The organism is Paenibacillus sp. FSL E2-0201, from assembly GCF_037963325.1.
Classification (GTDB): domain Bacteria; phylum Bacillota; class Bacilli; order Paenibacillales; family Paenibacillaceae; genus Paenibacillus_AQ.
Genome location: NZ_CP150154.1, coordinates 3,820,832 through 3,834,184 on the forward strand (window position 1 = coordinate 3,820,832; position 13,353 = coordinate 3,834,184).

Genomic DNA, 13,353 nt, shown 5'->3' on the forward strand with positions numbered 1-13,353 from the left:
TTCCAGATAAGAAGTCTGGCTATTGACTTTATCCTTAGGGGAAGGTGCATAGTGGAAATGAACAAACCAACGAAATCAAAGTTTATTTATCATTTAATATCGAAGAAAGGGAGATGAGATAGTTGCTGTCCATAGGTGAATTCTCGAAGATATGCGAAGTGTCAACTAAAACACTACGGTATTATGATGAAATTGGGCTAATTCATCCTGATGAGATTAACCCTGAGAACGGTTATAGGTATTACTCCATCAAACAACTAACTAAAATGCTCTTTATTAACCGTTTGAAATCTTATCAGTTCTCTTTGGAAGAGATCAAAGACATTCTGGAATGGGAGCAGGATCAATTTGAAGAAAAGCTATGTGCAGCCCTAAATCTCAAAAAAAGAGAAATACAAGAGAAATTACGAGCTTATGAATACACCTTAAAGCAAATGAACAGTGATGTTTTAAATTTAGAGAAAGGGATATCTCTGATGTCCTACCTAAACAAGATAGAAGTACAGCTTATTGAAACCAAGCCTATGAATATCCTTTATTTACGTCAGATGTTGAGCAGTGATGATTATGCTCTTGGATATGGAAAGTATTTTAGCAAACTGTATGAAATCATTGCCACTGAAAAGCTGACCTTGCTTGGTACGCCAATAACAATTTATCACAGTGAGGAATTTAATCCTGCCGGGAATGATACAGAGTTTGCCCTACCTATTGAGGAGATCGTAAAGGAAACAAGAGAATTACCTGATGGGCTGTGTGCGAAGTCGGTTTATAGAGGCCCCTATTCAGAATTGACATCCGTTTATGCGAAGCTCACAGAATGGATTGAAAACGAAGGTTACGAATTGATTAACTCTCCCTATGAAATATACCTTACGGACCCCACACAAACTGCTGATCCTGAGGATCTTGTTACTGAGGTGTATTTTCCAGTTAAGAAAAGATCGCAGCCACACTGATATTCATAAAAAAATTTGAATATAAGGAGTTACCTAGATGCACAGAAACTACTGGCCTACAAAAGACTGGCAAACTTCAGATTCGGCTGCCTTAGGGATGGATACAGAAAAACTTTCAGAAATAGAAGCTAAGATTAAATCCGACTATAGTAATATAAACGGAATCGTAGTGGCGAGAAATGGATATATTGCCTATGAACAATACTATAATGGTTATGGTCCAGAAGATCTGCATCATGTGGCTTCTGTAACGAAAAGTATCGTATCCGCCCTCATTGGTATTGCCATTGATGCAGGATATATCAAGCATGTTGATCAGAAGGTGCTGGATTTTTTCCCCGAATATGATCCAGACGATGCTGCTGCCAATCTACAAAAACGACAAATCACTATACGCCATTTGCTCACCATGACAGCTCCCTATGCTTTTGAAGACTGGCACGAGCCACTGGAGCAACTCTGTAAATCGTCCGACTGGGTCAAATACACACTGGATATCCTTGGCCACAAAGGGAATGTTGGTGATTTTAAATATTCCACCGCAGGAGCTCACTTACTGTCAGCTATCATCACTCGTTGCACAGGAAAAAGTGCCCGTGAGTTCGCTAACGAGCATTTATTCAGTCGTATCGGAATGAAAGAAATTCCGGATTATGAGATGAAATCATTTGAGTTCGACGATTTGTTTGGGGTAAATGTGAAGGGCTGGGTGGAAGACCCCAATCGCATCACCACAGGAGGATGGGGACTTACGTTGTCTCCACGAGATATGGCGCGTTTTGGTTTATTATATTTGAACCGTGGAAAATGGGAGAATAATCAGATTATTTCGGAGACATGGATTGAGGAATCTATAGCGATGAACGCTAATCATTACGGTTATTTGTGGTGGCTACGCGAAGAAGACGGGGTTTACTCCTACTCAGCTTTAGGTGATGGTGGTAATGTCATTTGCTGCATTCCAAAAAAGAAACTTATCGTAGCCATCACCTCAGAGTTCACACTTCAACCTCGTGACCGGTGGCCTCTGATTAAGGATTATATAATTCCGTCCGTATTAGTGTAAAAAGGCAGAAACATGCTGGTTGCCACTACGTTAACATCTAGAAGAGCAACCAGCTGACACTCTAAATCATCTTGCTTCAAGGGAAAATGATCTCGCCTTCGTTACTGCTCACATCAAAAAATCCTACTTTGTGTTTTATAGCCAACTCTCGCATCGCCGTATATGCTTCCTCAGCTACGGAATAAGCGAAGGCTGCATAGATAACGGAGGAACCAAGCGAGTAGTCAGTTAGCCGGTTATCTGTTCCGGCTTCCTCCATCGCCTCAAAAATCTCATCCTCAACATTCATATTAGGAAATTGCTCGGACAACTCACTATAAAAGCGTTGCAGCGCGTCCGATAAAACTGAAGGATCATTATAGGCATGGTCTTCTGACCATTTCACTTGCTGCTCGTACCAATCCATAAACCCCGCTCTTTCTTGCGGTGCCTTAGACGTCTCAAACGCCATCAAATCATAACTCATTAGCAATCCTCCTCCTAACCACTTCCTACAAACCAACCAAATTCTCGATTTCACTTCAAGTGGTAATTTTATGAATCGACTATTGTCTTGATTATATATTAAAAATCATCAGATCAATACTACAGAATGATGGTCCCTACCCACACTTTAAATATCACATGAGCTCCGGTGCATCTACAAAAGTAACCACAGGCTCCATTACGCCATGTAGTTCAAACAAGATTAGTTCGTTTTCACCTTGGCGCAGGAGTGGAGCTGGTAAATACATCGTTTTTGTCGGCCCCTTCTCCCAGTAGCGACCTAAATTAAAACCATTTATAAAAGCTTGGCCTTTGGTCCATCCGTCCAGTCGCAAAAAAGTATCCTCCGGCTTATTGACTTGAAAGTTCCCCTGGTAGAAAGACGGCTGCTGACGTTGTTCGGAATCTATCGGAGTGAATGATAATCCTTTAAGGTCGTTTAACGGTAATGAACGAATAGTCCAATCATGCAGGAATTGATAGCCGAGTCTAACACCGCATGTGATACCTTTCGAATCACGAAGCAGCGGGCCATAATTTACGCGTCCCATATTCTCCACAAGAATATCGATTTGCAGTCCCTCCGTTGGAACCTCTAATGGAATGCCTCTCGGATCCCAGCGTTCAACTGTACCTACAAAAGCACCGTTCGCAAATACAAGCGCACGATCGCGTACTTCTTGCAGAACGAGCTCCATACCACTGCGCGGCCCACTGATCTTCGTAGAATATAAGATAAATCCATAATCCTGACCGAATTTCTCCATTGGTACAGGACATGCTCTACGTTCAGGGTGAGACAATACATCTAACTGAGTGAACAAAGGTACAGATTCTGTCATCAGCACTTTACCGTATGCTCGTGATTGAATTACGGGCGGTAATTCTAGTGGGGGCAACGCTACGTATTTCTCAATTATTTTTCGAGCTGCGTAGAATTTTGCAGTTGGCCTACCTGATTCGTCCAGTAACGTATCATAATCGTAGCTGGTTACGAGTGGTTCATATTTTTCAAAAAGATTTGCCCCGTTCATAAATCCCAAATTAGTCCCCCCATGGAACATATAAAAGTTTACAGAGGCATCTAAAGAAAGCATCTCGTCTAAAGCCTCCGCTACTTCAGACTCGGGGCGTGTATTATGCGGTTTCATCCAGTGGTCAAACCATCCATTCCAGAATTCCATACACATCAATGGCCCCGTAGGCTGATATTCACGTAGTTTAGCAAAGGCTTCCTTAGCCCGTGAACCGAAATTTACGGTGGCGAACACTCCGTCGATCATACCGCCTTGGAGCATATGATCTTCAGCTCCATCCGAAGTGAACAGCAGAACATCCATACCGCGGGCGATCATGCCTTCTTTTAGATAGTTCAGGTAAGTCTTGTCACTTCCAAAGCTTCCATATTCGTTTTCTACCTGAAGGGCGAGCACAGGCCCACCGTTAGTGCTTAACAAAGGTCGAAGACGCGGAAGCAACTCATCGAAGTAAGCATCCACCTTAGCTAAATAGACCTTATCATTACAACGCAGTCGTATGTTATCGTCCGCAAGTAACCAAGCTGGCAATCCACCGAATTCCCATTCCGCACAAATATAAGGACTTGGCCGCAAAATGACGTGCAAACCGAGCTCTCCAGCTAGCTTAACGAAAGCCTCGATGTCAGCAAAGCCTACGAAATTGAAGCAACCTTCCTCTGGTTCGTGTAAATTCCAAGGAATATAAGTTTCAACAGTATTCAATCCGCAAGCCTTCAGCTTCAGCAAACGATCCTGCCAATATTCCGGAATGATCCGGAAATAATGAAGCGCACCAGAAAGCAGCCGGACGGGTTGTTCGTCTAATATAAAATGATCCCCTGATATGGATAACTTTCGCATAAAATTTCTCCTCCAACATTGTGATAGACTATTCAATTATAGGTAATAAAAACATCACCCCATATGGACGATTCTAATGAATTATTATGGAGAATTCATTGGTTGCTAGAGGCTTTTGTGATGCTATACACTATATTCATAGGAGGTTTTTACGGATGTCAAAGAGAACTCATATTTGGTTAATTACCACAGATCAAATGCGTGCGGATGCGCTTGGAATCGAAAATGCTTCCGTATTAACACCTGAGCTTGATAGGCTTGCTTCGGAAGGCACGCTCTTCACTGGAGCTTACTGTGCTAGTCCTGTTTGCACACCCTCACGTTCCTCCATTTTTACAGGAAGGTACCCGCATGTTCACGGTGCTTGGAACATCGGTACCGCACTAAAAGAAGATGAACTTACTTTATGCGATCATCTCAAGCAAGCGAATTATAAAACCATCGGTGTAGGAAAGATGCATTTCCGTCCACAAATGAAGGGGGACTTTTCTCAGGAGTATGAAGAGCCTGCTTATCGTGATCGCGGAAGAGCCTCCGATGGAACATACTATGGTTTTGATGAGCATCATATTACTGAAGACAATTGCATCGGTGAATACATAGAGTGGCTTAAGGCGCGCAATCCTGAAGTAGCTGAACGTATCAGCAAGGACCATTACAAAGCCTCTGATGCTCAAAACGACGTGTGGGAGAGTGAAATTCCTCCGGAGCTGCATCAGACATACTGGATTGCTGAACGGAGCATCGAAGCTATCCTCTCCCACAAAACCGAGCAACCGCTATTCTTATGGTCCAGCTTCGTCGATCCACATCATCCCTTTGATCCTCCTAAGGCTTACGCAGATATGTACGCGGACACAGACATCTCAATACGAACCAGAGAAGCTGATAATGTGCATCTTCGTCCTCAACATCTACTGCGTCAGGGTCAGGGTGGCTATTGGCCAGGCGGCGGTGAGGAGCATTCTCTTGATGATGCGCTTATAAAACGGCTCACTCGAAATTATTATGCGATGATTACCTTCATTGATGAACAGATCGGACGAATTATAAAGGCTTGGCGTCAAAAAGAAATGTACGATGATGTAGTCGTCCTATTCACCAGCGACCATGGAGAGCTGCTCGGTGACCACGGACTAATTTACAAGGGACCGTGGTTTTATGAGGGTCTAACGCGGATCCCAATGATCGTACGCGGTCCTGGAATTGTTTCCGGGCAACGGGTTTCTGCTTTGATGGAGCATGTGGATATTGTACCCACACTGCTTGAAGCCGCAGGTCTTAATTGTCCCTACGGAGTTCAAGGCTTGTCACAGATGGAGGTGCTGGCTGGAAGGGAGCCTCATGTCCGTAATTCTGCCCTAACCGCTTATATTGCTCATGATCGAGGCATTAACGCTAAGTGTTTGCGTACAACACGTTATAAGCTGGTTATCTTTGCAGGAGAGACTTACGGTGAGTTATATGATCTGGAAGAGGATCCTCAAGAGAACTTCAATCGTTATGAAGATCCCGATTATAGTGAAATTCGCCTTTGGATGGTAGAATTGCTTGTTCATCGGATGATTCAGGATCAGGACCCTTTGCCAGAACGCCGGAGTAGCTGGTAAATCAAAACACATGCTAACACCTTAATATTTCCGTAACAGGTGAAGGGCAACCTGAATGTTCAGGTTGCCCTTCGTTTAGATCATTTCCCTATTCCGGAAGCCTTTAAAATATGAGAAATCGGACGTCCGGCAATCAATTCGCCGTTGTTTACAAACCCTTCCTCTCGTCCCTCCAGCTCGTGAATAAGACGCTCTCTCCATTCACGAATACGCTCGAAATTATCGGTGCATCCGATTGCATTAACCTTCTCTGAGGGGTCGGTCACTAGATTGAAGAACTGCTCTTCATCTGTCTGAGAATACCAAATGTATTTCTCTCTTCCGTCCGTTAAGAAGTGGTGGGACTTTTCGCCATAGGCATGCTCCCCATGAATATAAGAGCGCCACACTGTCTGATCTCCCCTACACAGTGGCAACACACTTTGCCCTTCAACTGTAACTGGGATTTGGATGCCAGCAACCTCAAAAAATGTTGGCATAATATCGCGAAGCTCTACGACGGAATCGAGCCGGGAACCTGCAAGAAGTCCCAGCGTTTCTCCCGGGTCATACACTAAGAAAGGAATCTTAGCACTCCCTTCATATGGAAGAGACTTACGGAAGTAATGGTGATCCCCCATCATCTCACCATGGTCAGAAGTGAATAAAATCAAAGTATCATTTAATACTCCATATTCCTGCAGCCCATTGATCAACCTCCCAATCTGGTCGTCAAGATGCGTAATTAGCGCATAATATGCGGCACGGGCATGATCCAATCTGCGCTTTGGCAAATGAGTGAACGAAGATGTTGGATCCTTAGCTCTGTTTAAAGCTGCATTCTCGTCCACCCAATCTCCAACTGGAGGATCGGGAAATCCCAAGTCCTTGTACATATCTAGATAACATTGCGGCGGATCCAAGGGGGAATGTGGACGAACGAAGGAGGACCATAGGAAAAATGGTTTTCCTGGGTCTCTTCTCCGTAAGAAGTCTAGCGACTCGGTTACGCACCAATTCGTTGGATGCATCGCTTCCGGTAAGTGCCAGGGACGAGCAACTGTTGAGGCATTGCAATCAAGTCCTAAGTCCGTGATATCCGAATTGGCATTGGTTTGTCTTCGCAGCCATTGTAAATAATCATCCACTTGATCATAGTGTTCATTATATATGGCTTGGCTCTTGTCCCGATTGTAGTGAAGATATCCATCATGAAGCACTACATTATGGAATCCACATAGATTACGTGCAGGATATACATGCATCTTGCCAACACACTGCGTATGATAACCCGCTTGAGCAAGCTCTCCGGCAATCGTATGGGCGTAATTCCATTCAACCTTATCCTGATACCCCACCCGCCCATGTGATCTTTGGCCCATTCCTGTCATGATAGCAGCCCTCGCGGGAATACAACTCGGGGTAGCTGAGTAAGCGTGTTCAAATAATATCCCTCTTGATGCAAGAGAATCCAGGTTAGGTGTCTCAACGACGGGATGTCCCATGATGCTCAGGCAATCAAAACGCATCTGATCCACTGTGATAAGCAAAAGGTTAGGCCGCTTTGTGCCATTATGATGGTCCAGATTAGTGTCAATCATAACCTCACTCCTTTCCTATACTCCTGCGATGACGGACGGTGTTGCGATCGTGTGCCACAAATTCGCACTTATCGCCCTTGGACCGTCATCGTCAACGAGACCGTCGAACGTCAGCAGTTCCTCTTCTAATTCAGCTATCTGTTCCACTTTCCCTTCAACATAACTATTGATTCGATGAATAGCCGTCTTAATCCTCTGAAGCATTCCTCCCATACGAAGATCAAAAACATCAAAACCAAACACCTTATTTTCCAGCTCCCATTGTACCCGATAGTCATCCATAAATCGCCCGGTCAAAATTGATAGCTCTGGCAAAATTACATTGGCAAAGTGAGCTAGTTCCTGTAAATTTCCCCGATGATAAGCATCGCGAATAGAAATCCCGATTTCACTCTTTATTTCTAGCAAGCGACAAAAACTGGCTTGTACAGAGAATAAGGATTGCCAAGGCGAATTACGCGTGATCGCCTGTTCGAGCATTTCCGCACTTTGCTGATAATGCTTCGAATACACGTTAGGAACAACATGTCGATCAAACAAGCCACACAACACATCTTGATAAAGCAAGTATTTAGCGGGATTGATGGAGCATCCCCCCGGTGCCGAATTGCCTGGAACCAGATTGGCCGCATCAAGCGCCATAAAGTCATCATAATTGCCTTGCACGCAGCTACTGAATCTTTCTTTGACATGGTTCTCCACGAAATGTCCTGTATAACACAGCTCGGCCCAAAGTTGAAGGGTAGGAAGAACCGAGATAACCGAAGCCTCAGCACCGTTATCTCCCCATGCAGTTATGAGCACTTCTTGAATTCCATGCTTAACACAGCTGTCATGTGCCAACAGACTGACTTGGCGACTGAATTCATTGTTCGGAGCGAACCCCATCCATTTCCACGCTCCACCTGCAAATCCGATATGATCATTCAGTTGCTTATGTTTGCGTAACATTCCGTCGTATTTCTCCTGCGTCTCCGAATAGTAATCCCAATAGATCAAGGTAGCATCTTCAGGGATCAGCTTAACAATATCGGGGCTGATTGGACTTTCAGCATCGTAATATTCCCCGGCACTGGCCAGACGGAAAAACATGTCACTCCACATCATCGTACGGAAACCATATTTTCTGGCGATTTCCATAACAGTGTTAAAGTGTTTTAACATAAGGGAGGATCGATCCTGGTACCCATGCTTATCAAGGTATTTACCAAGTCCCATCATATGAGCTTCATCCATCCCAATATTTATGCGGCGACTACTTACATGAGCAGACATAAAAGCGAACATTCGATCAATTAACTCGTAAGTTCTGGGATCATCAATAAGGAGAATATCCTGGAAATCCACAAGCGGTGCATGCGCCTGCCATTTCAAAGCTTGGCCGAGATGGGCCAGCGTCTGAATACAGGGAACCAGTTCTATACCAAATAACGCGGCATACTGGTCCATCTCCCGAATCTGATCCCCAGTATATCGGCCTCTCAAATAACCGAAATAAGGGTATCCCTCTAGTTCGTACGTGTCTTCCGTATACAATTGAACCGTTGAATATCCCATAAGTGCTAAACGCCGGATTAATTCCTTATATCCTTCATGATTAAGAACAGCATTTCGCGAACAGTCTACCATGAAGCCTAGCTGTTCATAAACCGGCGGTTCATTAATTTCAACTCTTTCTCCTCGGCGTATGTTCTCGAGGAATCGGCTGAGCGCCCGGATCAATTGATGCTCCTTTTCATATTCAATGATAACCTGAACCTCATCGAAAGATATTCGAATCCCCTTACCTTGGTGCTTACAATTCACCGGAATCCCTGACGGTTCCATTCGGATTCCCAATATTCCAGTTACTTCCGAAACGGATGAAAGCTGTTTCTCATTTAACCCTGTCAAGTGAACGCTAAAGTTCATAGACTATCCCCTCCCAATCTTTTAAGTATACGATCAGTAGCTCCGCACATTCCTGGTTCTGTACTAGTCATTAAACGGAAGATCCGAGCTACTTCAGCCCGGATCTTCTCTATCAACTAATTATTCAATACCTTGTTCCTTAGCCTTCGCATTTACTTCCTCTATCATTTTATCAAGGCCTTTAGCCTTATAATCGTTCACGATACTATTCCAGTAACTCTCCACCGGTTCTTTGGAAAGCATGATCTTGAGCAGATCATCATGGTCAAGCACAGTGAACTTATCCTTCGTCGGTGTGGACATATAAGTTAACCGAATGTCGTAATCCGGAACCTTCGTATTCTTCTGAATCCAATCAATATAATCGACAGCTTCTTTGCGGATTCCTTCGTTAGAAATTGTCGGGTTATCCATGGTGTAGCTGTCCGAAGTTTCATATGCCACCAAATTCTTAAGAAATCTGCTAGCCGGATACTTCTCATTTAAAGAACCCTTTTCAATGACAACTTTCTTCCCATTTTCAATCTTGTAATCCACACCCTCGATACCATAAGTCAACAAGTCCTTGCCTTCCGATGACAACACATAATCATAGAGTGCCATGATACGATCCATTTTTTTATCGTCAACCGTATTGCTGAAATAACTTTCCGACCAGTATGTTTTAAAAATGGCATGTGAACGTTCACCATCAGGGCCAATAAGCGGCTTGAGTGCCTTCACACTCTCCATGATATCCTTATCCGGATAAGCTGTTTTCCAGCGTTTTTCATACATATCGCTATTTAAATTTATAAAACCGCCACCGCTCAGGAGAGCCGCTGCTTTGCCTGCTACGAAATTGTCATAAGACTCTGCAGGCTTGACAAGCGCGATATCTGGATCGATTAATCCTTTTTCATACATATTCTTCATGTTTTGAAGCGCTGGCAGCGCATTTTTCGAAAATACAGCAGGGATAAACTTTCCGTCCTCTTTGATCCATTTAAAGTCACTGCCGCTTCCATCACTCGTGGCGACCGGGTTACCGTACAACCAGAAGAATCCGCCCAGCATCTTGGTAGTTGTCGTTGTAAGACCTGTAATATGTTTCCCTTCCGGATCCGACTTCACGATTGCCTCAAGCATGGCTTCAAACTCTTCCCATGTCTCTGGTTCTTTTGTAATTCCAGCTTTTTTAGCAAGATCCCATCGATAGAACACCATACGATCCAGTGCGCTCCAATCGACACTTGGGAACATCCGGCGAGGAACCGTATAATACTTTCCGTCTACACCCAAGCCTTTAATATCCGGAGATTCGAAGTATTTTGCAAGGTTAGGAAACTTAGAAAGGTCCGGAAGCGCTTTGACAACACCTTGTTCTACCCATTTGCGTTGATATTGCGTGCCGACGGCGTCGATTGCGAAGATATCAGGCAATTGGCCGGAAGCAGCCCACATTTGAATCTTCTGGGTATAGTCATCCCAAGTCATATTGACAGGCTTCAATGTAATATTGAATTTTTCCAATACTTGTTTGGCGATCGGGTCTTTTTCGATGTTAGCAATTTCAGCATCTGCATCCCAAAAACCAAGCGAAATCGTCATCGGATCCTTGTAAGGATTGTCAGTGGAATTAGAAGAATCCGTAGTCGCTTCACCGTTTGATCCCGCCTGCCCCTTTTCGTTATTGCCTCCACCGCAAGCCGTGAGCACCGAAGCTAATAAAGTTATACATAATGCCAGTGTCATCATTTTCTTTCTAAGCATGCTATAAACCTCCCTTTATACTATTTTAGGATAGAATCAATCTATTTAAAATCTTTCTTATCCTTTTATCGAACCAACCATAATGCCTTTATTAAAATGCTTCTGAAGGAACGGATAAACAACAATAATCGGAATACTCGAAACCACAATAGCTGCCATCTGAAGTGCCGGGGTGTAGACCTTCCCGGTCTGCTCTTGCTCGGCCATCGTCTGTGCCATTTGACTTAGCAAGGAATTCGAAGTGATGAGTGTCTCTCGTAAATAAATCTGAAGCGGAGCCTTAGAAGCGTCACTGATAAAGATCAACGCGTACCACCATTCATTCCATCTTTCCACAGCATAGAACAAAGCAAAGGTCGCCATGAATGGAGCAGAGATTGGAATAATGATTTTATAAAGGATGTACAGATCATTTGCCCCATCCAGCTTAGCTGATTCTTCCAGACTTTCTGGAATCGTGTTGAAATAGTTTTTCATAATGATTAGATAAAACGTATTGAGACCGGCGGGTATGATCATAACGAGTATATTGTTTACGAATCCTAGATCCTTTACGACTAGGTAAAAGGGAATTAAACCGCCATTGAAAAACATAGTGAACAAGATCAAGCTAAGCATTATGTTTCTTCCGGGCATTCCCCGCTTGGATAATGCGTATGCGCCCGCAACAGAGATCGTCATGCTGAACAACACGCCAACCACCGTTACGATGACAGAATTTAAAATTGAAGACCAAAACTTCATATCCTGTAGCAACAGCTTATAGGCCGACAAGTCAAACGAAAGTGGAAAAATATAAAAGTCGCTTTTACTAATCGCCTCGAACCTTGCAACAGAGATAATAAGAACATTATAGAAGGGAAAAAATGTTACTAGTGCTAGAAGCCCCAGAACCACGAATGCGACGATATCGAAGACACTCCACTTTTTTCTCTTTTTAACCGTTGTGTCGGTCACTTGCTTCTCCCCTTTTCATGCAAATTAATACAGTCCTTCCTCGCCCATCTTCTTAGCAAACGTGTTGGCCGCCCATAAGAGAATCAGACTGATAATGGACTTGACGACACCCACAGCGGTCATATAGCCAAAGTCGCTTCCTATCGTGAAAGAAGTCCGATAAATGTATGTATCGATCGTGTCGGCAACCGAATATACCGGTGAACTATACAGGTTAAAAATTTGCTCGAAGCTCGAACCTTGGGTTAGTAGTTGTCCAACTTGAAGGATTAGCAGGACTGCGACTGTACTCTTCAAGCCCGGCCATGCGATGTTAAGCAAACGGCGAAACCGGTTCGCTCCGTCCACTTCTGCCGCTTCAAACAACTCTGGATTGATCCCAGCAAGCGCCGCCAGGTAAATGATTGAATCCCAACCGATCTCTCGCCATACATGTGTGAGATACAGAACTGGCCTGAATGCACTTTCATCCACAAGCGGAGAATTCGGATCCCCGCCAAACAACATGATGATCTGGTTATAAATCCCGTCTTTGCTTAAAATATTGATGATAATCCCCGACAACACAACCCACGAAATAAAATGCGGGAACGTTAGGATCGTCTGAAAAAATCGCTTCATTTTGGTCCTGGAAAACTCATATAAAACAATCGCCAGGATAATGGGCATTGGAAAATGAATGATCAACTTCATCAAGCTGATAATGACCGTATTCCAAAATGCCCTGCGGAAATCGGGGTCGGTCAACAACGTTTGAAAATTCTCCAAGCCGATCCAGGGACTTCCCAGAATCCCCTTACTGTAATTAAATGACTTGAATGCTAACGTTACACCGTACATGGGAGCATAGCTGAAGAGGGCGTACCAGATTAACACCGGTAGAACCATGAGGTAAAAATACTTGTACTGTAAAATCGTTTTTCCTAAGCTCTGCTTAGGCGTACGAGTTTTTAAGCTTCGCTTAGGCGTACGAGCGGTTACAGAATCAGCCAATCTTCTCCCCACCTTTCTGTATGAGATTGTTTATGCGTGTAAGCGATTTATATGGTAAATTATATCGGGAGTGTAAATTCTCTTGTATAGAGAATACAACTCCGATCATGTGGATTTTTCACACTTTAGCGAGTGGCCTTCCGGTGACGCTTAATATCC

At 43.8% G+C, this 13,353-nt stretch carries 10 protein-coding genes; 3 read left to right on the forward strand and 7 right to left on the reverse strand.

What is annotated here, in order from left to right; genetic code table 11:
* Positions 1-122 precede the first annotated feature (122 nt).
* Together NSU15_RS17260 and NSU15_RS17265 are read left to right on the forward strand one after the other, a co-directional pair.
* The gene (locus NSU15_RS17260) at positions 123-959 is read left to right on the forward strand and encodes a GyrI-like domain-containing protein (protein ID WP_076118868.1); all 837 of its coding nucleotides are present in this window, start codon (positions 123-125) and stop codon (positions 957-959) included.
* Between the two features lie 37 nt (positions 960-996).
* Positions 997-2,025, forward strand: coding sequence for a serine hydrolase (locus NSU15_RS17265; protein ID WP_339286900.1), 1,029 nt, complete (start codon positions 997-999; stop codon positions 2,023-2,025).
* Positions 2,026-2,101: 76 nt separating this feature from the next.
* On the opposite strand, the gene NSU15_RS17270 is transcribed toward NSU15_RS17265, so the two are convergent.
* Both NSU15_RS17270 and NSU15_RS17275 read right to left on the reverse strand, forming a co-directional pair.
* Positions 2,102-2,491: a hypothetical protein gene (locus NSU15_RS17270; RefSeq protein WP_339286901.1), complete on the reverse strand. Its 390-nt coding sequence runs from the start codon at positions 2,489-2,491 to the stop codon at positions 2,102-2,104.
* Between the two features lie 154 nt (positions 2,492-2,645).
* A complete protein-coding gene (locus NSU15_RS17275) occupies positions 2,646-4,391 on the reverse strand; it encodes a beta-galactosidase family protein (protein ID WP_339286903.1) in 1,746 nt (581 codons plus the stop codon).
* Between the two features lie 155 nt (positions 4,392-4,546).
* On the opposite strand from NSU15_RS17275, the gene NSU15_RS17280 reads away from it, so the two are divergent.
* A complete protein-coding gene (locus NSU15_RS17280) occupies positions 4,547-6,001 on the forward strand; it encodes a sulfatase-like hydrolase/transferase (protein WP_339286905.1) in 1,455 nt (484 codons plus the stop codon).
* An 80-nt stretch (positions 6,002-6,081) separates the two neighbouring features.
* Here NSU15_RS17280 and NSU15_RS17285 read toward each other — a convergent pair whose 3' ends face one another.
* The 5 genes from NSU15_RS17285 to NSU15_RS17305 all read right to left on the reverse strand — a co-directional run bounded on the left by NSU15_RS17285 (position 6,082) and on the right by NSU15_RS17305 (position 13,194).
* On the reverse strand, positions 6,082-7,581 hold the full coding sequence (locus NSU15_RS17285; RefSeq protein WP_339286907.1) for an arylsulfatase: 1,500 nt from the start codon (positions 7,579-7,581) through the stop codon (positions 6,082-6,084).
* A 15-nt stretch (positions 7,582-7,596) separates the two neighbouring features.
* Entirely contained in the window at positions 7,597-9,492 is a 1,896-nt protein-coding gene (locus tag NSU15_RS17290; RefSeq protein WP_339286909.1) for a family 20 glycosylhydrolase, read from the reverse strand.
* A 120-nt stretch (positions 9,493-9,612) separates the two neighbouring features.
* The gene (locus tag NSU15_RS17295; RefSeq protein WP_339286910.1) at positions 9,613-11,244 is read right to left on the reverse strand and encodes an extracellular solute-binding protein; all 1,632 of its coding nucleotides are present in this window, start codon (positions 11,242-11,244) and stop codon (positions 9,613-9,615) included.
* Between the two features lie 57 nt (positions 11,245-11,301).
* Positions 11,302-12,201, reverse strand: a complete 900-nt coding sequence (locus NSU15_RS17300; protein WP_042128541.1) for a carbohydrate ABC transporter permease — start codon at positions 12,199-12,201, stop codon at positions 11,302-11,304.
* Positions 12,202-12,225: 24 nt separating this feature from the next.
* On the reverse strand, positions 12,226-13,194 hold the full coding sequence (locus NSU15_RS17305; protein ID WP_042128542.1) for an ABC transporter permease subunit: 969 nt from the start codon (positions 13,192-13,194) through the stop codon (positions 12,226-12,228).
* Between the last annotated feature and the right edge of the window lie 159 nt (positions 13,195-13,353).

Bases quoted from the DNA above. Each gene is read 5' to 3' on its own strand.
- NSU15_RS17265 (WP_339286900.1), top strand. From the start codon at position 997: ATGCACAGAAACTACTGGCCTACAAAAGACTGGCAAACTTCAGATTCG.
- NSU15_RS17270 (WP_339286901.1), bottom strand. From the start codon at position 2,491: ATGAGTTATGATTTGATGGCGTTTGAGACGTCTAAGGCACCGCAAGAA.
- NSU15_RS17275 (WP_339286903.1), bottom strand. From the start codon at position 4,391: ATGCGAAAGTTATCCATATCAGGGGATCATTTTATATTAGACGAACAA.
- NSU15_RS17280 (WP_339286905.1), top strand. From the start codon at position 4,547: ATGTCAAAGAGAACTCATATTTGGTTAATTACCACAGATCAAATGCGT.
- NSU15_RS17285 (WP_339286907.1), bottom strand. From the start codon at position 7,581: ATGATTGACACTAATCTGGACCATCATAATGGCACAAAGCGGCCTAAC.
- NSU15_RS17290 (WP_339286909.1), bottom strand. From the start codon at position 9,492: ATGAACTTTAGCGTTCACTTGACAGGGTTAAATGAGAAACAGCTTTCA.
- NSU15_RS17295 (WP_339286910.1), bottom strand. From the start codon at position 11,244: ATGCTTAGAAAGAAAATGATGACACTGGCATTATGTATAACTTTATTA.